The organism is Deinococcus ficus, from assembly GCF_003444775.1.
Lineage (GTDB): Bacteria > Deinococcota > Deinococci > Deinococcales > Deinococcaceae > Deinococcus > Deinococcus ficus.
The window spans coordinates 2191832-2209918 of the sequence record NZ_CP021081.1; the positions used below are offsets into that span (position 1 = coordinate 2191832).

Below are 18087 nucleotides of genomic sequence, written 5' to 3' on the forward strand. Positions count from 1 at the left end.
CCCTCGCGGAGCTCGGCCCCGTTGGATTCAAGGCGAGTTGCAGGGTCTTGGGCCCCGCTCAACCCAATAAGGCGCATCTGCATGGCCTCAGAGTGTCGGTCCCGTTCCCCTCCCCTGCACTTCTGGCCGCAAAAGGAAAAACCCCCGCCTGGGCGGGAGCTTCTTTGGTAGAACCGAGGGGATTTGAACCCCTGACCCCTACCGTGTCAAGGTAGTGCTCTACCCCTGAGCTACGGTTCTGTGCAGTGTGTTCTGCGGGGTATGTTGGAGGCGCTGACCGGACTCGAACCGGTGGTGGAGGTTTTGCAGACCTCTGCCTTACCACTTGGCTACAGCGCCGTGCCATCGGCTTTTGCTGTCCCTTGCGGGCGGCTGGGGGTCTTCCTCTCCAGCGGAAGGAAGAGTAGCACAGGTCTCCGGGTGTGTAAACGGGGGCGCGCCAGGTGGGTGCCGGCGCGCCCCGGACGAGGGGGCTTCAGCGCTGCACGAAGTCGCGCACCTGCGCGTACACGGTGCTGTTCTGGTACAGGCTGCTGTGGCTCAGGCAGGCGGTCTGGGTGTTCGTGGCGCCGCTCAGGGGCACGCTGCTGTCGGGGTTGATGATCTCGTCGCACGGCGACCACCAGGTGCCGTAGCGGGGCGTGCCGGGCGTCTCGTCCACGCTGTTCAGATCGGTCAGGAAGCTGGAGCCCTGGCGCATTTCGACGCAGGAGGTGGTCCAGCAGGCGTCGGCGAAGTTCGTGCCGTGGTTCGGGCCGCCCAGCGACACCCAGGCGTCCACTTTGGCGTCCCCGCCGAGGTGTTTGAGGTAGTAGCGGCTGGAGAGGCCGCCCATGCTGTGGCTGATGATGTCCACCTGCGTGGCGCCGGTCTGGTCGAGGATGGCGTCCACCTTCTGCTGGATGAGACCGGCGGTGGTGGCGTTGGATTGCCCGGTGTCGTACGACCAGCTGAAGAGTTGGGTGTCGGTCCAGCCGTCTTTCTTGAAGTTGCCGATCATGGTGGTCCAGGTGCTGCCGCTGGAGTTGAAGCCGTGCACGAACAGGATGGGGTGACGGGTGACGGGCTGGGGCTTGCCGAGGCTGGCGAGCGGGGCGTGGGGCGGGGCGCCGCAGGCGGCGAGCAGCAGGGCCAGGGCGGGCAGCAGGGGGGCGGGTCGCTTCATGGGTCTCCTGGGGTGGCGGGGCCACGGGGTGAGGAGCGCGCAGGGGGACGGCCGGGGAGCGTGTCGCCTTGAACCGGGTCGAATTTTGGAGGAAGGCCAACGTAGCAGGTCGTGGCGGGGCGCCGCACCCCCCGTTCGGGGAGGGCGGAGGACATGGGCACACCCGGCGCCTCTTGACGTGAAGTTCACTTCACATGGCACACTCGGGCCATGAGCGAAACTGCACTGCTGACCCTGGACACCCTCGCCAAGTACCTCAAGGACAAGGAAGTCCAGCTGGACATGGAAGAAAACAACGGCCAGCGGTTCATCCGCATGGGCTGGCGCTTCGAGATGGGCGACGCCGCGGTGCTCGTGTCCGTCAACGACGGCCCGAACAACACCAGTCGCCTGGAAGTCACCTGCGTGACCCAGAAGCAGTACGCCGACCGCCGCGTGGAGGTCGTGAACATGCTCAACGACCGCAACCGCGAGCGCGCCTTCTCCCGCAGCATCGACGCGGACGGCAACGTGTGGCTGGAGTACGTGGGCTTCTACCCCACCCTGGCCGAAATGCCCCAGGAAACCTTCGACACGCTGTTCGGCGGCGTGCTGATGCACTTCCAGGACGACTACGCCGCGCTCGAAGGCTTCGTGCCCCAGCAGGGCATGCAGGTCCAGCAGCCCCAGGCGTAAGCCACGCGCCCCTGAGCGGCCGGGTTCATCCCCGGCCGTTTTTCGTTTCCGCACTCTGGGGCGCTGCTCTACACTTCCGGGCATGACCGGCGGCGCGCACGTGATCGTTCAGACCCCGGAGGAACTGCGGCGCATCGTGGCGTCCTTCCAGCGGCGCGTGCAGGCCGACCCTGCCTTCCGGCAGCTGATGGAGGCCGTGTGCGGCCACCCGCGCCGCCTGGAGCCCTTCACCGCCCAGCCCCGGGGCCTGCCGGGGCTGGGCATGGCGGAGTTCGCGGCGCTGGTGGAACTCCCGTCCTCCACGGTGCGGCACTACCAGCGCCTGGGGCTGATCACGCCGTACGAGGTGAACGGCAAGTTCCGCTTCTGGATTCACAACCTGATTCAGGTGCAGTCTGTGAAGCAGTGGCGGGACCTGGGCCTGAGCCTGGAGGACATTCAGGCCCAGCGGGGCCGGGACCGCCTGGGCGGGCAGTCCGTGACGTTCAACCCGGACCCGCGCCGCGCCGCGCCCGGGGGCCTGCCCGGCAGCCTGAGCGCCCTGGTGACGGAAAAGGCCGTGAGTTTCGGCCTGCCGGGCGGCGGGCAGGCCGGGCCGCTCCGGCCCCTGAATTCCGCGCTGAACCTGCTGCGGGAAACGGTGTGGCTGCCGCTGGAGGAACAGCGGGTCCGGCCGGAACCGCAGCGGCTGTTCGCGGCGCGCCGGGACGCCGCCGAGGACACCGGCCTGCCCGACACGGGCCGCCTGCTCAGCGAGGTACAGGCGGCCCGCGCACGGCTGGAGGAGCGCCTGGCGGCCCTGCAGGCGCAGGTGAAGCAGGCCCGGCAGCTGGAGGCCGCCCTGCTGCTCGCGCAGCTTCCCGGGGACCGGGCGGCGGCCCGAACCTCAGAACAGCCGTGACCCCCTCCCTGGTCTGGAGGGGGTCACGGGCGTGAGCGGTCTTACGCGCGGGTGCGGCGGCGTTCGAGCAGTTCGGCCTTCAGGTCATCGAACTTCACGCCCTTGCGTTCCCTGTGGCCTTCGGGCGTGCGTTCGCGGACGCTGACCTCGCGGGCTTCCTGTTCCTTGTCGCCCACGATCAGCATGACCGGGATCTTGCTGAGTTCGGCGGTGCGGACCTTGGCCTGCATGCGGTTGGACGAATCGTCCACCTCGGCGCGCAGGCCCTGGGTGTGCAGTTCGGCGCGCAGCTGCTCGGCGTACTCGTTGTGGCGGTCGGCGATGGGAATGATCATCACCTGCCGCGGCGCCAGCCACAGCGGGAAGTCGCCGGCGTAGTGCTCGATCAGGATGCCGGTGAAACGCTCGATGCTGCCGAAGGGCGCGCGGTGAATCATGATCGGGCGGTGGTCGGCGCCGTCCTCGCCGACGTAGGTAATGTCGAAGCGTTCGGGCAGGTTGTAGTCCACCTGGATGGTGCCGAGCTGCCACTCGCGGCCCAGGACGTCCTTCACCACGAAGTCCAGTTTCGGGCCGTAGAAGGCGGCGTCGCCGGGTTCGATGGTGTAGGGCAGGCCGACTTCCTCGACCGCCTCGATGATCTGCCGCTCGGCCAGCGTCCAGTTGACCTCGTCGCCCACGTACTTGTCCGAGCCCGGGTCGCGCGTGCCGACGCGGAAGCGGACCTCGTTCATGCCGAAGGTCTTGAGGACCAGGACCGTCAGGTCCAGCACGTCCAGGAATTCCTTTTTCAGCTGGTCGGGGCGGACGAACAGGTGCGCGTCGTCCTGCGTGAAGCCGCGCACGCGGGTCAGGCCGTTCAGTTCGCCGCTCTGCTCGTAGCGGTACACCGTGCCGAACTCCGCCAGGCGCACCGGCAGGTCGCGGTAGCTGCGCGGCTTGCTGGCGTAGATGCGCACGTGGTGCGGGCAGTTCATGGGCTTGAGCATGTACTCCTCGTCGTCCACCTCGATGGGGCGGAACTGGCCGTCGGAGTACTTCTCGTAGTGGCCGCTGGTGCGGTACAGGTCCAGGTTGCCGATGTTCGGCGTGACCACGCCCTGGTAGCCGCGCTGGAACTGCTGCTCTTTCATGAAGTTGGTCAGTTCCTCGCGCAGGACTGTGCCGTTCGGCAGCCACAGCGGCAGGCCCTTGCCGACCAGCGGATCGATCGTGAACAGTTCCAGTTCCCGCCCGAGTTTGCGGTGGTCGCGGCGCTTGGCTTCCTCCAGCTGGAACAGGTACTCGTCCAGTTCCTTCTGGGTGGCGAAGGCCACGCCGTACACGCGCTGCAGGATGGGGTTCTTCTCGTTGCCGCGCCAGTACGCGCCCGACGTGCTCATCAGCTTGAAGCTCTGCGGGAGCCGCCCGGTGCTGGGGAAGTGCGGCCCGGCGCAGAGGTCCACGTAGTCGCCCTGCTGGTAGAAGGTGATCGCCTCGTCGTCGGGCAGGCCCTGGATCAGTTCGGCCTTGTACGGGTCGTGCGGAAACTGCGCGAGCGCCTCGGCCTTGCTGACCTCGCGGCGGCTGAAGGGCAGGTTCCGGCCGATGATGTCCCGCATGATCTTCTCGATCTCGGGCAGGTCCTCTTCCTTGAGGGGTTCGGGCAGGTCGAAGTCCTGGTACCAGCCGCTCTCGATGTACGGACCCACGCCGCGCTTGATGGCGTCGGCGCTGTAGCCCTTGGCCTTGTAGTACTCGCCGACGGCCATGCTCATCACGTGGCCCAGGCTGTGCCGGAACAGGGGCGCGGCGTCTGCGGGGTTCTTCTTCGTGATCAGCGTGATGCTGGCGCCGTCGGGCAGCGGGCTGAGCAGGTCCACCAGGTCACCGTTGGCGGTGGCGGCCAGGGCGTCCTGCGCGAGGCGCGGGCCGATGGCCTGCGCGGCGTCCAGTGCCGTGGCGCCGGGCTGAAGGTCGAGTTGTTTTCCGTCGGGAAGGATGACGTGCATGAGAACCTCGTTGTGAAGGGCGGCGCAGCCTCGCGCTGCGTACCGCCGGAGTGACCCGGTCTGACCACCATGCCAGCAAAGCGCCTGAAAACCGCGGAGGGGGTTCTCAGGCGCTCAGAGTTCGCGTGATCAGTCCGTGGTCAGGCATGGACATTCGTCGCAGCCCCGCAGCGCGCATCACCAGACCGGAGTGACGGGCGAAGGGCTTCATGCCCGGCAGCATAGCGGCCCGGACGCATCCGAGGCAACCGGCCAGGTGACCTACCCGTATACAGGAGTATGCCCACGCCCGTCCCCGTTCCCCTGAACACCGAGCCGACGCCCCGCTGGTGGCCTTGGGCCCGCGCCGCCCTGACTGTGCCCCTGCTGGCCCTGCCGCTGCTGATCCTGCTGCCCCCGCTGCTGAAGGTACCGGCGTACTCGGTCGCCGGCGGGCAGATCACCGCCCGCAGCGTGGCGTCCCGCACGGTGATTCCCGCCGGCACGCCCGTGCAGGACGTCCCCGTTCGCCTGGACGGCAAGGTCATGGGCAGCGACATGACCGGGTACGTGGTGGGCCGCTTCGACACCCCGAACCGGACGGTGGTGCGGGTGTACTCCGACGGGTCGCACGGCACCCGCGCGCTGGTGTTCGCCACGCAGCCCGACCCGACCGTCCTCACGCCCGCGGACCCGCAGGCGCTGCTCGCCGCGTGGCGCGCCGGACAGTCCGGGGAGTACCGGCCGGCCCGCGCCCCTGGCTTCGACCCGGCCCTGGTGCTGCTCCTGCTGCCGGTGCTGCCGCTGGTGTGGTTCCTGTACAGCTCGCCCCGGGTGCGCTACACGCGCGAGGGCGACGCCCTGGTCGTCCGCACGGCCGGGTCCGTCACCCGGCTGCCGCGGTATCAGTCGAGTGCCGTCCTGACCCGGGACGCCCTCGGCGTGCGGCTGTTCGGGTCCTCCCTGCCCGGGTACTACACCGGGACCTTCGGCACAAACAGCGGGAACGTGCAGGCCGCCGCATCCGTCGCCCGGCCCGGTCAGGCGGTCATCGTCACGCACGAGGGCCGCAGGTACTACCTGACGCCCGAGGACCCGCAGGCGCTGGTGGACTGGTTCGGCCGCCGCAGCTGACGCGCCGGCATGAAGGAAGCGCCCCACCCAGGACGGGTCGGGGCGCCTTTCCGTGCGGGGCTTACCAGTTCGTGGCGGCGTTCTGGGGCACGTTCGTTCCCTGGCCCTTGGGGTTGGGGCCCCACTTGTTCGCGCCGGGCTGGCTGTCCTGAACGTAGAAGTACAGCAGGATCAGCCAGCCGATGAAGGGAATCAGGCCGAGCAGCAGCAGCCAGCCGGAGCGGCCGGTGTCGTGCATACGGCGCACGGCCACACCGATGGAGGGCAGCAGGACCGCCAGGGTGTACACCAGCAGCAGGATGCTGGAGATCAGGGCAATGCCGGTCAGGCCGGCGCTGGGCGCGCCGCTCGCGTCGCTCTGCATCGCCATGCCCATCAGGGCGCCCTGCGCGGGGATCTGCAGGACGAACGTGATGATCGCGTTGATGAGCGTGAACATCCAGTACTCGCGGCGGCGGGCGCGGCCCTTGAAGTCGGCGTAATGGTTCTTGATGACGTTCAGGTAGTCTTGCATCTCATCTCCTTAGCGATGTGAATGGGGTGAGGAAAGAGTAATACGGATGAAGCGCCGCGTGGGGAAGATCTGACGGGGGGATTAGGGGTAGCGTGACCCATGCGTCTGCCCGGATCACGCCCCTGGCGGCTGGCAGCCCTCCTGCTGCTGACCGCCTGCACGCCCGCCACGCAGGGCCCGGCCACCCTGCCCGACACGGTCGCCGCGCTGCCCGGGCCGGCCGACCCGGCGCACGTGCGGGTGCTGGTCATGGGGGACCAGGGCAAAGGCGGCGAGGTGCCGGTCCGCGTGGCGCAGGCCATGCAGGCCGTGTGCGCCCGGGACGGCTGCGACCTGGGCGTGGGCCTGGGGGACAACTTCTACCCGGCCGGGCCGCGGGACGTGGCCTCTCCCCTGTTCCGCGAACGCTTCGAGGCGCTGTACGGCCCGCTGCGGATGCCATTCCTGATGCTGTCCGGGAACCACGACCAGTCGTGGGTGTGGGGCGGGGACGGCGCGGACCCGGCCGGGGCGGACGTGCAGGTGGCGTACGCGCGGACACATCCGCAGTGGGTGATGCCGGCCCGCACGTACCGCGCGGCGGTGGGGGACCTCGTGGCGTTCTTCGCGGTGGACACGGTGCCCCTGGCCTCCTCCCTGCCGTCCGTGCGGCCGGCCGAGCGGCCGGGCGGCCCCTGGGACGCGGCCCAGCGGGCGTGGCTGGCGGGCGCCCTGGCGGCCAGTCAGGCCCGCTGGAACCTGGTGCTCGGGCATCACCCTCTGTTCAGCAACGGGCGGCACGGAAGCGCCGGGGCCTACGACGGCCTGCCCTTCCCGTTGCAGCGAGGGGACGCGGTGCGGGAGCTGTACGGCGTGGCGTGCGGCCGCGCGGACGTGCTGCTGGGCGGCCACGATCACCTGCTGGCGCTGTTCGCGCCGCAGCCGGAGTGCGCGGGCACATGGTCGCTGGTGAGCGGTGCGGCCGGGGAGGTGCGCCCCGGAATGCCGGGGCGGCGCGCGGCGGCCTTCCAGTCAGACGCGGGGCCGGGGTTCGCGTGGCTGGACGTGACGCCCGACGCGCTGACGGTGCGCCTCTACGTGCTGGACGCGACGGGCGCGGCGCGGTTGGCGCACGAGGAGCGCATCACAAAGCCGGGCACGCCCTGAGAGGGCGGCCCGGCGGATGAGAAGGCGCGCTTACAGGCCGGCGGCGGCCAGGAACGCGTCGAGTTTCTGGGGGCGGAAGCCGCTGAGGCTGTGGGCGGTGTCGCCGCTGACGAGGGTGGGGACGCTGCGGCGCCCGCCGTTCACGCTCATGACGTACTCGGCGGCCTGCTCGTCTTCCTCGATGTTGATTTCCTGGTAGTCCAGGCCCTTCTGCTGCAGGGCGCGTTTGGCGGCGTGGCAGTCGGGGCACCAGCTGGTCGTGTACATCTTGATCATGGGCATAGTTTACAAAATAAAGCGGCAGGGGTGTCTTGAGCAGTCCTCAAGATCCGGACTCCCCCCGCCGGACCAGCCGCACCCCGGGTGCTCAGGCACGCGGCATGACCGCCGGTGGAAAGTAAGAAAGCGCGCCGGACGTCAGCCCTCCGCAGCCGGCAGGAACAGCAGACCGTCCATCCGGTCCAGGCCCTCCGGCTTCAGGGGCACGTAGGCGAAGGACGTGTCCGATCGTCGCACCAGCGAGGCCGGCAACTGGGCCGCCAGCCTCGGCGCCGCGTACAGGACTGGTCCTTCTCCCTGCGCCTTCAGGTGACCTTCCAGGGTGTCCGGCGCCGGGTCCGGCAGGCCCCCCCCGTTCCCCAGGGTGGACGCGATGAACGCGTACGCCGGTCCCAGGCGACGCGATAGGTGCGCGCCCGCCCCCCACCACTGCACCTCCCCGTGCGGCGGCGTCAGGCGCAGCCGGCCGGGCGTCCGCTGCAGATGCGAGTTGTGCGCGAACACCAGCGTGGGCCCGCGGCCCTGCTCGCGCCGCATAATCGTTTCCAGGGTGTCGGCCATCATCAGGTCCCGCAGCGCCAGCATGTGCGCCACCCGCGCCGGGCCGGGCGTGGCCATGTTCGCGTGGTACCGCAGCAGACCCAGCGCCGTCCGGGCGTGCACCTCCGCCAGCCAGAAGTCCGGCCGGTCCTGCAGTTCCGGAGCCTCGCGGGTCAGCAGGGTCAGCAGATCGTCCGCGATCACGCGCAGGGCCTCCGCCGTGGCCTCCCGGCCGACAGACTGCGCGGGGTCCAGGGCGGCGGCCTCATTCGTCCAGCGGGCGTCCTCCCCGCAGAGGTCCTCGATGGTGCCCGTGGGGGTAACCGGGACCAGGCCGTGCTCCGTCAGGAAGGCGTGCGCGGCAAGCAGGTGCAGGCGGGGACTGGCGGCCCACATGTTCTCCATCGGCGCGTCGAAGCCGTAGAAGTGCACGCGGTCGGTTCCCGACCGGGCGGCGTTGAAGGCCCGCAGCCACGCCACCAGTTCCCGGTTCTCCTCGAAGCGGCCGAAGCCGTGGCTGAACCCCCGGGCCATCACGTCATCCAGGTTGTCGGGGCCGCCCAGCACGAAGTCGTTCACACGCTGGCCCGCGTAAAAGTCACTTTCCAGGGCGATGGACCGGTAACCATGCTCCCGCACCAGCCCCTGAAACAGCCGGTTGCGCCAGCGCGGGAAGTCCGGGGTGCCATGCGTCGGTTCGCCCAGGCCCAGCAGCTTAGGCCGGGCCGGCAGGGTGGTCAGCAGGGCGGCAAGGGCAGGCTCCGGGGCGGCCGGGTCAATCGCCCAGCCGGCAGGCAGGGAGGAAAGGATGGTCATGTTTGGCTCCTTTGCCAGAGGGCGCGCCCGCAATGGCCCTCCCAGCATTCCTGTACCTCATGTGAGCCGGCTTACGAGAAAGCTTTCATGGGAGCTTCATCTTGCGAGTCGTGGATGAGGGTCCGTGTACGCCACGGCATGCCCCACCACCCGTCCACGACGAAAAAGCCCCCGCCGGGCGGGGGTCTTCTCTTGGTGCGGATGCCCAGACTTGAACTGGGGACCTCACGCTTATCAGCGGTGGGAAATCTACTGCGTAACGAAAACACTGTCCAGCACAGGATATACCAAAAAATACAGGCGTGGCAAAACTTGCTGGAACTCACGACATTCGAGGGTTAGAGTGTTGAAGCAGCCTATTAAATTTCCCGTTCGAACTCCTAGGAGAAGCATGAAGCAATTGGGCTCTGTTAATGACTTTGGATCCGTAGATGCTGACAACGATAGACTTTTAAGAGAGGCATTTGAGGATCACGAGGCATATAAGAATGTTCTCAATCGTAGCCGTTTTTTGGTGATCGGCAGGAAAGGAACAGGTAAAACAGCGATTTATAGGAAGCTAATAACCCTAAATTCGCATGATACTTTTACATATGGATTTACTTTCGTAGACTACCCATGGCATCTACATGACATTCAGACGAAAATGGGCGTTCCAGAATTCGAAAAATATAAGCACAGTTGGACATACTTTATTCTAATGAGTCTTTCAAAACTGATATTAAATTATGATCAGTCTATTCCTGCTAGCCAAGAGGCTTTAGATTCTTCCGCAATTCTCGAGAATTTTGTATTAGATACTTACGGTAGTCGAGATGTGGACATTACTAGGGTTTTTACTCCAGCATACTCCATTAAATGGAATGCTTCTGTCGAGGCAAATGCAGGATTTGCTAAAGCTGGGGCAAGTACTCAGAACGTTCCTATGAAGGAGCTTCCCTCAATAATCTCAGAAGTAAATAGTACGATAATGTTTCACACATTACGCTCCCTCAATCCTGATCACAAATATATAATTGCATTCGATCAGCTTGATTACGGTTTTAAGCCATCAGACGAAACATATAAACAGCGTATAATTGGACTCATTCTTGCAGCAAAGGAGTTGAATAATGCAGCCAGAGAAGAGGGAATTAATCTACTAGTTACTGTCTTTCTCCGGGATGATATATATTCAATCCTTCAATTTGAAGATAAAAACAAAGTCACAGTCAATTTTGTATCTCTTATTGAATGGGATACTCCACGCACCAACCACACTCTCAAAAATCTAATGGAAAGGAGATTCCTTGAGCTTCTAAGAGAAGGCGGGGAATCGGTCGATTGGGATAATGTTTTTGATGAAACCCGCGAAATGCCGGGACGTCAAGCCAAATATAAATATATCTTAGATCGAACTTTTAACAGACCGCGAGATATGATTATGTTTTGCAATTCTATCTTATCCAAGTATAAGGATAGAGGTGGAGTTAGGGATGTTCCAAACAAGTTCAATAATGCCGATATCAACGACGCAAAGGCAGATTACAGCACCTATTTTCTAAACGAAATCGACGACGAGGTACATAAGCACATACCTGACTACAAGAGATATCTAGATGTTATCAGGAGAGTAGGCGTATGGTACTTCGACTTAGAGGATTTTTCTCACTCAATGACCATCGAATTTGGTCCAGGCAAAGATCACGTCCAAGCTTTAAAAGATCTTTTCGAATTTTCAATTATCGGCTTCCTGCGGTCAGGTGGTCGCGCTGGGGGAACCACAACTATTTACAAGTACAAAGAGCCGAACGTTAGCTTTGACCATGCTGCCAAAAGATTCCGTGTTCATCCAGGCCTGATTGAGGTTCTTGATTTAAGAAGGAACAATGCTAACAACGATACAGATGACGAATGAGTTGAATAAATCAGATCGTTGATAATCCAACTTACCACCGGAAGGAGGGAGAGGCGCACGGCCTTTCCCTCTTCTTTCTGCTTATGCTGCTTTAGGTAAGCCAGTTACTCAGTAAGCGATTCATCCGTTCAGCTGGAACATAGAGCTCTATCGGTTGATTTGTCCTTATCCTTGTTCTCCAGAGCCATTGGAGCATTTCAGACAGAGCCCACATGTCTTCGCCGCTGGGCTGTCTGCCACTGCGTCTCTTATAGCTAATACCCTTCTTGGATAGGAATTTAGTAATTCCAGGATTCAGATACTTATCTAGTGCATAAGCGGCTGCTACCACGTTTTGATAATCATTAGTCCCTCGGCTAGTATGTTGCAAAAAGTTCGTCGCGTCATGCAACGGTCTATTACGAGAGCCTGAAAATTTACCCATCGCAGTCTTGTATGTCGTCCACAATCTATCTTGTTTATTGGCTTTACTTCTATTAGCATCAAAAAATCCACTGATAGCCCTATTAACACGCGCTGCCTTTTTCGTATTCATCCTCGATACAGAAGATGATGAAAGTTTTATCCCCTTCAATATTCTTCTTTTAGCCTGATCTATTGAGATCAAGTTCGCAAACTGCTTACCAGTAAATACAGGCAACTCATCCATTTCTTTTCCATTACGTAAAGTTCTGATGACGGTATGAAGAGAGTAAAACTCAAAGTATTTATATAGAAGAGAGTATTCTGCCATATACGTTAACACTATGATCGAATCAAACGCCACAAAGAGATCCTTACATATTAGACCAACAGCAAAGGAATCATCTCCCGCATAAGCCTCACCCTTGAGGCATGCATCTCTTAGGGATACACGATCTTCATACTCTAAGCTGCCTAGCCACTGAATCTTCCCCGTAGTACCATTTATATCAATCAGATCAGCCGCCCGCAAAGTCTTCAAAGTATCCTTCTCTATTGCCAAAGGATATATAGGACTAGATAGAACTTCGTCTAATATGAGAATGTATTCTTGCTGTTTTATACTCTGTAATAAAGCCTTATTTTCACTCATAGATAAAAAGAGGGCATGCGTGATAACCACACTTTCACCGTTTTTAATTCGATTTTCTAAGTCATTCATCTTGCTGAACTCCGAATGAGGCTGAGGCAAGTCGCAGGCTTGCGAATACCTCTCAACCTCCGACAATGTGATTGCAGCGATTATAAACTTCGTATTTTCTCTACTCTTGACATACTGAATCGCATATGTCGATTTCCCACTACCCATAACAGCATCTATAAACTTGATCATTTCACACTCCATGCTAGAATTAATTGCCAAAAAACACGAAAAATGCCGCTCCAGACGGCATCAATCGAGTTCATCATCTTATATATAAATCACGTTTATTCTCTAATAAACAGGTCAGGTAAGGGAATTTAGCAAATATCACCTACTACTTCCTCATATCCATACAAGTAGAACTCCTCCCCGTCTTTTAAATGTGATCCCTCCTCTTGACAAGCTCAGTCACTTCATCGGATATTTGAACCTACGGAGCTAAACAACAACAAAATTCCTTACCCGCCGCGTAGCGGCCCCGTCCCCGCCCGCGTCCCCACCCCGCGCCTGGGCTATCTGTGTAACCAGTGGAACCCCGGGGGTATTTTTTTTTAGGTAACGGAAAAAATACGATCTAGTAGGTACTCAAACTATCGGCGCGAATTTCGCTAAAAACATAATCTATGCAGCATATTTAGGAACCTCTAGAGCCTGTCCACAGGCGAGAAGCGCAGGTGGGCTGCCTTGAGGTCATCGTCAAGAAAGGTCACGTACCGACGGGTCATATCCAACGAGCTGTGTCCCATGATCTGCTGCAACGTGAACACGTCCCCTCCATTGCGAAGGAACTCCACAGCGAACCCTCTGCGGAAGGCGTGAGGCGCACACGCTTCCCGCTTGATGCCGCTTGCTTGAGCCAGCTTGAAAAGCCGGATACCAACCCCTGCTCGGGTAAGCCCCTCACCACACCGATTGAGGAACAAGGCTCTGATCCCGGCATGCTTCTGCCGTCGCTCACGCCGGATATAGGCGTGGACTGCGCTCATGGTCTTGGAGCCAATGGGAACAAACCGTTCCTTCTGTCCCTTCCCCATCACCTGCACAAGCCCGCGCTCAAAGTGGAGCTGATCCAATGTCAGCCCCAGAAGCTCGTGAACCCTCAAGCCAGTGTCGAACAGCATGAGCACCATGGCCTTATCCCGGAGCGGTTGCTCGACGTCTTTGCAGGCCTTGAGCAGCTTCTGCACAGTCTCAACGGTGACAGTCGGCTGACGCTCTCTAGGGAGGGTAGGAAGCTCTAGACGCTTTGCCGGATTCTTCTCCAGCATCTCTTCCCGGTAAGCCCAATTGAACACCGCCTTAACGGCTCTGGCATGGGCATGAATGCCTCCCACTCCTAGCCCCTGACCTTCCAGCCACATCAGGAACCCCCGCAGCTCCATGACCGTTACAGAGTCCGTATCGGCAGCATGGGCAGTCTCGGCCAGGTACCTCAACAGCGTGCGTTTGGACACGTCGTAGAAGCCGATGGTATGGGGGCTTCTGCGCTTGATCCGCAGGTGGTAGGCGAAGTGGTCGTACAGCGTCGAAATCAGCATGGGGTGCTCCTTTCGACAGTGTTTGTGAGGCTGGTGGAGAGCGCACAACAACGAGAATCGTTGGTGTCAAACCCCCAAGCCTGATAAGCGCCTAAACGAAAGAAACCCCGTCGTAGACAGGGTTTCCATTCTTGGTGCGGATGCCCAGACTTGAACTGGGGACCTCACGCTTATCAGGCGTGCGCTCTAACCAGCTGAGCTACACCCGCAGGTGGTGTGTCGTCTGCCCGGTTGGGCAAGCGGCAGTCAATGTATCAGTGAAGCGTGAAGGTGTCAACGCCTTCACTTGAGCCCCGGCTCCGGACGGCCTGCGTACGGATTTTGTGGCAGGGAGATAGGCACCCTACCCTTCCTTTTCCTGCACGGGCAGTTCAGTGGGGCCAGCTGGGGGTGGCGGCAGGGGGCGTGAGGGCGGCATGGGTTTCCAGGGCGTAGCGGTCGGTCATGCCGGCGATCTGGTCACAGATGGCGCGCGGCAGGCCGTGACGCTCGGCGTTGACGCGGGCCTGGGGGGGCAGCATGCCCGGGCGGTTCAGGTAGGCGTGGAACAGGGTGTGCAGCGTGCGCTGCGCCTGCTCCACCTGCATTTCCACGCGCCAGTGACGGTACAGTCGCTCGCGCAGGAACGTGCCGGTGTCGCGCAGCAGGGCGCGCATGGGGTCGCTGTACGTGATGAGGCGGTGCGGCCACGCGCGGGCCTGCGCGGCGGTTTGCACGCCGCTGTCCTGAATGCTGCGGGCGCTGGCTTCGGTGAGGTCGGTGATCAGCCAGCCCAGCAGTTCGCGGTGCAGCATGCGGCGGTCCAGGGACGTGAGGGGCGGGGCGTTCACGCCGGTGCGGGCCAGGAGCTCCTGCCAGAGCGGCAGGTCCATCAGCTGGTCCGGGGTGAGCAGGCCGCTGCGCAGGCCGTCGTCCAGGTCGTGCGCGGTGTAGGCCAGGGCGTCGGCGGCGTCCACGAGTTGCGCTTCCAGGCTGGGCTGGCCCAGGCCGTCGCGTTGGTGTTTGTTCAGGCCGTCCAGCGTGTCGCGGGTCAGGTTCAGGCCGGGGAAGTGCCGGGAGTGCCGTTCGAGTTCCGTGACGATCCGGCGGGCCTGGGTATTGTGGTTGAAGCCCCCGTCCGCGGCGAGGAGGCTGTCCAGCAGGCGTTCCCCGGCGTGCCCGAAGGGGGGGTGCCCGAGGTCGTGGGCCAGGGCGACGGCCTCGGCCAGCGTCTCGTTCAGGCCGAGGTTCACGGCGACGCTGCGGGCGACCTGCTGCACTTCAAGGGTGTGGGTGAGGCGGGTGCGGTAGTGGTCGGCGCTGGCCGCCTGCGAGAAGTTCAGGAACACCTGCGTCTTGGCTTCCAGGCGGCGGAAGGCGGGGGTGTGCAGCACCCGGTCGCGGTCTTTCTGGAAGGCGGTGCGGCCCGCACTTTCGGGTTCCGGGTGTTCGCGGCCGGCGTGGTCACGGCTGAGGGTGGCGTACGGGGCGAGGGTGTCGGCCTCGCGGGCTTCGAGGTCCTGGCGCGTGACGAGGGCCGTGACCCGTCCCCCGCTTCCCGCTTCGCGCGTGCTCATGGGGTCAGTGTGGCACGCAGGCCCCGGCGTCTCTGCCCGGCGGTGCTTTACAGTCACGTCATGACGAGCGGGAATGGCGGCGCAGAAACGCAGGTGGTGTACGACGGGCACATCGTCCGCCTGGAACTGCTGGACGGCAAGTGGGAGGTCGTGCGGCACCGGGACGCGGTATCCGTGCTCGTCCTGAACGAGCACGGCGAGATGCTGCTGGTCAGGCAGACCCGCCGGGCGCTGGGCACCGTGACGGTGGAGGCGCCCGCCGGCCTGATCGACGCCGGGGAGACGCCCGAGCAGGCCGCGCGCCGCGAACTGCAGGAGGAAGCCGGGCTGGACGGCGACGTGACGCTCCTGACGCGGTTTTACGCCAGTCCCGGCTTCTGCGACGAGCAGCTGTTCATCTTCCGGGCGCGGAACCTGCGCGAGTCGCGCTTGCCGATGGATGAGGACGAGGACATCGAGACGCTGTGGATGACGCCGGAGGCGGTCCTGGCCGGCCTGCGGGACGGGACGCTGGTGGGGAGCGCCACCACGGTCGTCGCAGCGCAGTTCGCGCGGCTGGAGGCCCTGGGGGCCGCGCAGGAGCACGCGCCGTCATGAACGCCATGAAGACCTTCGTGTCCCCTGCCCAGCGGCCCGACACGGGCACCGTGGTCGCCATCGGGTCCTTCGACGGCGTGCACCTGGGCCACCAGGCCCTGATCGCGCAGCTGAAGGCCCGGTCCCGCATTCACCGGGTGCCGAGCGTGGTGTACACCTTCGACCCGCCCACGCGGGTGCTCACGCAGGGCGTGGAGTTCCTGTGCACCCTGCCGGAGAAACTGGAGCTGCTGCAGCGTTACGGCGTGGACGAGACGGTCGCAGTGCCCTTCACAGCGGAATTCGCGTCCCGGCCGAAGGACGAGTTCCTGAACGACCTGCGCCTGCTGCGCCCGCACGTGATCGTGGTCGGGGAGGACTTCCACTTCGGGCGGGGCCGCGCCGGGGGCGTGGAGGACCTGCGGGCGGTCGCGCCGGTGGAGGTGGTGCCCATTCACGGCCTGAGCGGCGAGGACATCAAGAGCACCCGCATCCGCGAGTACCTGCGCGAAGGGGACGTGGCCGGCGCCCGGCGGCTGCTGGGCCGGCATTACGACGCGCAGGGCGTGGTGGTGCAGGGCGACCAGCTGGGCCGCACGATCGGGTGGCCCACCGCGAACATCCGCGTGCCGGAAGGCAAGGCGCTGCCGCTCGGGGTGTTCGCGGTGGTGGTGCTGGGGCCGCGCGGGGAACGCTGGCACGGCATGGCGAACGTCGGCATGCGGCCCACCGTGAACGGCACCGAACGCCGCTTCGAGGTGCACCTGTTCGGCGTGCAGCAGGACCTGTACGGGCAGGAGCTGCACGTCAAGTTCTTTACGCACCTGCGCGGCGAGCAGAAGTTCAGCGGCCTGGACGAACTGAAAGCGCAGCTGAGCCGGGACGCCGCGGCCGCCCAGACGGCCCTCCGCGACGCCTGAACGCGGGTCCGGTGCCGGCCGACCTGGACCTGAGCGCCCGCCGCGCGGCGTGGGCGGCCCTGTCCGAGCTGTTCCTGGACACCGAACCGGACCTGGACGGCATCGCCCGCGCCCTGGCGGCCACGGGCCTGAGCGTGGCGCAGCTGGAGGTGGTCCTGCGCCGGGAGGTGGCGCCGGTCCTCGGCCCGAACCTGCTGAGCGTGGCGGGGGTGTGGCAGGCGTTCGACCTCACGCCCGTGGAGGAGCGGTTCCGGGCAGGGCGGGCGCGGGCCACGCTGGGTGGCTGGTGGGCGCTGCGGGCCGTCCGGGCGGACTGGGCGCGGATCGTGGCGGCGCTCTCCTGACGGCGGGGCCGGGAACCGTGCGCCCGAACCGGAGCGGCCGGCGCCTCGTGGCGTAGCCTGCAGGGATGACCGAGCCGACCTCCGCCCTGCCCGCCGTGCTGGACCTGGGCTACTCCCTGTGCCCGAACGACACGTTCATCTTTCACGCGCTGCACGCCGGCCTGACGCCGTCGCCGCTGCCGGTGCGGGAGGTGCTGGAGGACGTGCAGACCCTGAACGACTGGGCGGTCGCGGGACGCCTGCCCATGACGAAGATCAGTTACCGGGCGTACTTCGGCGTGATGGACCGCTATGTGGCGCTGCGGGCCGGGGGCGCGCTGGGGCGCGGCGTGGGCCCGCTCATCGTGACGCGGGAGGCGCTGGGCGACCTGAACGGCGTGCGGGTGGCCTCCCCGGGTGCCCTGACGACCGCGGAACTGCTGCTGCGGATGATGTACCCGCAGGTCGAGGTGGTCCGCATGCGCTACGACGAGGTCATGCCGGCCGTGCAGCGCGGCGAGTACAGCGGGGCGCCCCTGGCGGCGGGCCTGATCATTCACGAGTCGCGGTTCACGTACCCCTCGTTCGGGCTGCTCAAACATCTGGACCTCGGCGCGTGGTGGGAGGGCGAGACGGGCCTGCCGCTGCCGCTGGGGGCGATCCTGGTGCGCCGGGACCTGCCGGCCCAGATGCAGTGGGCGCTGAACGGCGCGGTGCGCGAGAGCCTGGAGTACGCGTACGCGCACCCGGACGCGTCCAAGGAGTACGTGCGGCAGCACGCGGCGGAACTGTCAGACGAGGTGATGCAGGCGCACATCGACCTGTACGTGAACCGCTTCAGCCTGGACGTGGACGAGGAAGGCGAGCGGGCCGTGCGGGAACTGCACCGGCGGGCCGTGGCGGTGGGCGCCGTGCCGGCGAGCGGCCTCCCCCTGTTCGTCAGCGCGCCCTGACCACCCCCCTCAGGCTTGAATGAGGAGCATGAAAAAAGAGAAAAACTCCCGTCATTTCTGACGGGGCCCTGCGTTACGC

At 63.8% G+C, this 18087-nt stretch carries 17 protein-coding genes and 3 tRNA genes; 9 read left to right on the plus strand and 11 right to left on the minus strand.

All coding sequences use genetic code 11. The features are described 5' to 3' along the window. Positions 1-165: 165 nt before the first annotated feature. From DFI_RS10640 to DFI_RS10650, 3 genes are all read right to left on the minus strand, one after another. Positions 166-240 (minus strand) — tRNA-Val (locus DFI_RS10640). Positions 241-265: 25 nt separating this feature from the next. Further along, positions 266-339: transfer RNA gene (locus tag DFI_RS10645), tRNA-Cys, on the minus strand. A gap of 136 nt (positions 340-475) precedes the next feature. Then, on the minus strand, positions 476-1165 hold the full coding sequence (locus DFI_RS10650) for an esterase/lipase family protein (protein ID WP_027463087.1): 690 nt from the start codon (positions 1163-1165) through the stop codon (positions 476-478). A gap of 210 nt (positions 1166-1375) precedes the next feature. Between DFI_RS10650 and DFI_RS10655 the strand changes: the two genes are divergently transcribed. Both DFI_RS10655 and DFI_RS10660 read left to right on the plus strand, forming a co-directional pair. Beyond that, positions 1376-1840: a YbjN domain-containing protein gene (locus DFI_RS10655; protein WP_022801330.1), complete on the plus strand. Its 465-nt coding sequence runs from the start codon at positions 1376-1378 to the stop codon at positions 1838-1840. Positions 1841-1922: 82 nt separating this feature from the next. Then, positions 1923-2741 carry a MerR family transcriptional regulator gene (locus tag DFI_RS10660; RefSeq protein WP_027463088.1) on the plus strand — a complete coding sequence of 273 codons (819 nt, stop codon included), beginning with the start codon at positions 1923-1925 and terminating at the stop codon, positions 2739-2741. Positions 2742-2782: 41 nt separating this feature from the next. Here the strand turns inward: DFI_RS10660 and thrS are convergent, their stop codons facing one another. Further along, the gene (thrS, locus tag DFI_RS10665; protein ID WP_027463089.1) at positions 2783-4732 is read right to left on the minus strand and encodes a threonine--tRNA ligase; all 1950 of its coding nucleotides are present in this window, start codon (positions 4730-4732) and stop codon (positions 2783-2785) included. Between the two features lie 279 nt (positions 4733-5011). On the opposite strand from thrS, the gene DFI_RS10670 reads away from it, so the two are divergent. Continuing rightward, entirely contained in the window at positions 5012-5845 is an 834-nt protein-coding gene (locus DFI_RS10670) for a PH domain-containing protein (protein WP_027463090.1), read from the plus strand. Between the two features lie 61 nt (positions 5846-5906). On the opposite strand, the gene DFI_RS10675 is transcribed toward DFI_RS10670, so the two are convergent. Next, a complete protein-coding gene (locus DFI_RS10675) occupies positions 5907-6359 on the minus strand; it encodes a DUF805 domain-containing protein (protein ID WP_027463091.1) in 453 nt (150 codons plus the stop codon). A 99-nt stretch (positions 6360-6458) separates the two neighbouring features. Between DFI_RS10675 and DFI_RS10680 the strand changes: the two genes are divergently transcribed. Next, on the plus strand, positions 6459-7505 hold the full coding sequence (locus DFI_RS10680; protein ID WP_027463092.1) for a metallophosphoesterase: 1047 nt from the start codon (positions 6459-6461) through the stop codon (positions 7503-7505). Positions 7506-7535: 30 nt separating this feature from the next. On the opposite strand, the gene DFI_RS10685 is transcribed toward DFI_RS10680, so the two are convergent. Beyond that, on the minus strand, positions 7536-7781 hold the full coding sequence (locus DFI_RS10685; protein WP_022801324.1) for a glutaredoxin domain-containing protein: 246 nt from the start codon (positions 7779-7781) through the stop codon (positions 7536-7538). 141 nt (positions 7782-7922) lie between these two features. After that, entirely contained in the window at positions 7923-9140 is a 1218-nt protein-coding gene (locus tag DFI_RS10690) for an erythromycin esterase family protein (protein WP_027463093.1), read from the minus strand. Between the two features lie 391 nt (positions 9141-9531). Here DFI_RS10690 and DFI_RS20210 point away from each other — a divergent pair, with 391 nt between their 5' ends. Beyond that, on the plus strand, positions 9532-11037 hold the full coding sequence (locus DFI_RS20210) for a P-loop ATPase, Sll1717 family (protein WP_155864557.1): 1506 nt from the start codon (positions 9532-9534) through the stop codon (positions 11035-11037). Positions 11038-11128: 91 nt separating this feature from the next. On the opposite strand, the gene DFI_RS20215 is transcribed toward DFI_RS20210, so the two are convergent. From DFI_RS20215 to dgt, 4 genes are all read right to left on the minus strand, one after another. Further along, complete coding sequence (locus DFI_RS20215) at positions 11129-12331, minus strand: hypothetical protein (RefSeq protein ID WP_155864558.1); 1203 nt, start codon at positions 12329-12331, stop codon at positions 11129-11131. Positions 12332-12786: 455 nt separating this feature from the next. Then, positions 12787-13680: a tyrosine-type recombinase/integrase gene (locus tag DFI_RS10695; protein ID WP_027463094.1), complete on the minus strand. Its 894-nt coding sequence runs from the start codon at positions 13678-13680 to the stop codon at positions 12787-12789. A 132-nt stretch (positions 13681-13812) separates the two neighbouring features. Next, a tRNA-Ile gene (locus DFI_RS10700) sits at positions 13813-13889 on the minus strand. Positions 13890-14051: 162 nt separating this feature from the next. Then, positions 14052-15236: a dGTP triphosphohydrolase gene (gene dgt / locus DFI_RS10705; RefSeq protein ID WP_051307812.1), complete on the minus strand. Its 1185-nt coding sequence runs from the start codon at positions 15234-15236 to the stop codon at positions 14052-14054. A 60-nt stretch (positions 15237-15296) separates the two neighbouring features. Here dgt and DFI_RS10710 point away from each other — a divergent pair, with 60 nt between their 5' ends. The 4 genes from DFI_RS10710 (at position 15297) to DFI_RS10725 (ending at position 18008) form a co-directional block, all read left to right on the plus strand. Further along, the gene (locus DFI_RS10710) at positions 15297-15833 is read left to right on the plus strand and encodes an NUDIX domain-containing protein (RefSeq protein ID WP_043778203.1); all 537 of its coding nucleotides are present in this window, start codon (positions 15297-15299) and stop codon (positions 15831-15833) included. Between the two features lie 5 nt (positions 15834-15838). Then, a complete protein-coding gene (ribF, locus tag DFI_RS10715) occupies positions 15839-16732 on the plus strand; it encodes a riboflavin biosynthesis protein RibF (RefSeq protein WP_027463095.1) in 894 nt (297 codons plus the stop codon). An 11-nt stretch (positions 16733-16743) separates the two neighbouring features. Then, positions 16744-17076: a DUF7079 family protein gene (locus tag DFI_RS10720; protein WP_051307814.1), complete on the plus strand. Its 333-nt coding sequence runs from the start codon at positions 16744-16746 to the stop codon at positions 17074-17076. Between the two features lie 65 nt (positions 17077-17141). Beyond that, a complete protein-coding gene (locus DFI_RS10725; RefSeq protein ID WP_027463096.1) occupies positions 17142-18008 on the plus strand; it encodes a 1,4-dihydroxy-6-naphtoate synthase in 867 nt (288 codons plus the stop codon). Positions 18009-18087: the final 79 nt, after the last annotated feature.

What these genes read in the sequence shown, in the direction of transcription:
- DFI_RS10685 (WP_022801324.1), bottom strand. Translation starts at nt 7,781, where the DNA reads ATGATCAAGATGTACACGACCAGCTGGTGCCCCGACTGCCACGCCGCC.
- DFI_RS10695 (WP_027463094.1), bottom strand. Translation starts at nt 13,680, where the DNA reads ATGCTGATTTCGACGCTGTACGACCACTTCGCCTACCACCTGCGGATC.
- thrS (WP_027463089.1), bottom strand. Translation starts at nt 4,732, where the DNA reads ATGCACGTCATCCTTCCCGACGGAAAACAACTCGACCTTCAGCCCGGC.
- DFI_RS10655 (WP_022801330.1), top strand. Translation starts at nt 1,376, where the DNA reads ATGAGCGAAACTGCACTGCTGACCCTGGACACCCTCGCCAAGTACCTC.
- dgt (WP_051307812.1), bottom strand. Translation starts at nt 15,236, where the DNA reads ATGAGCACGCGCGAAGCGGGAAGCGGGGGACGGGTCACGGCCCTCGTC.
- DFI_RS20215 (WP_155864558.1), bottom strand. Translation starts at nt 12,331, where the DNA reads ATGATCAAGTTTATAGATGCTGTTATGGGTAGTGGGAAATCGACATAT.
- DFI_RS10660 (WP_027463088.1), top strand. Translation starts at nt 1,923, where the DNA reads ATGACCGGCGGCGCGCACGTGATCGTTCAGACCCCGGAGGAACTGCGG.
- DFI_RS10675 (WP_027463091.1), bottom strand. Translation starts at nt 6,359, where the DNA reads ATGCAAGACTACCTGAACGTCATCAAGAACCATTACGCCGACTTCAAG.
- DFI_RS10690 (WP_027463093.1), bottom strand. Translation starts at nt 9,140, where the DNA reads ATGACCATCCTTTCCTCCCTGCCTGCCGGCTGGGCGATTGACCCGGCC.
- DFI_RS10725 (WP_027463096.1), top strand. Translation starts at nt 17,142, where the DNA reads ATGACCGAGCCGACCTCCGCCCTGCCCGCCGTGCTGGACCTGGGCTAC.
- DFI_RS10670 (WP_027463090.1), top strand. Translation starts at nt 5,012, where the DNA reads ATGCCCACGCCCGTCCCCGTTCCCCTGAACACCGAGCCGACGCCCCGC.
- DFI_RS20210 (WP_155864557.1), top strand. Translation starts at nt 9,532, where the DNA reads ATGAAGCAATTGGGCTCTGTTAATGACTTTGGATCCGTAGATGCTGAC.
- DFI_RS10710 (WP_043778203.1), top strand. Translation starts at nt 15,297, where the DNA reads ATGACGAGCGGGAATGGCGGCGCAGAAACGCAGGTGGTGTACGACGGG.
- ribF (WP_027463095.1), top strand. Translation starts at nt 15,839, where the DNA reads ATGAAGACCTTCGTGTCCCCTGCCCAGCGGCCCGACACGGGCACCGTG.
- DFI_RS10680 (WP_027463092.1), top strand. Translation starts at nt 6,459, where the DNA reads ATGCGTCTGCCCGGATCACGCCCCTGGCGGCTGGCAGCCCTCCTGCTG.
- DFI_RS10650 (WP_027463087.1), bottom strand. Translation starts at nt 1,165, where the DNA reads ATGAAGCGACCCGCCCCCCTGCTGCCCGCCCTGGCCCTGCTGCTCGCC.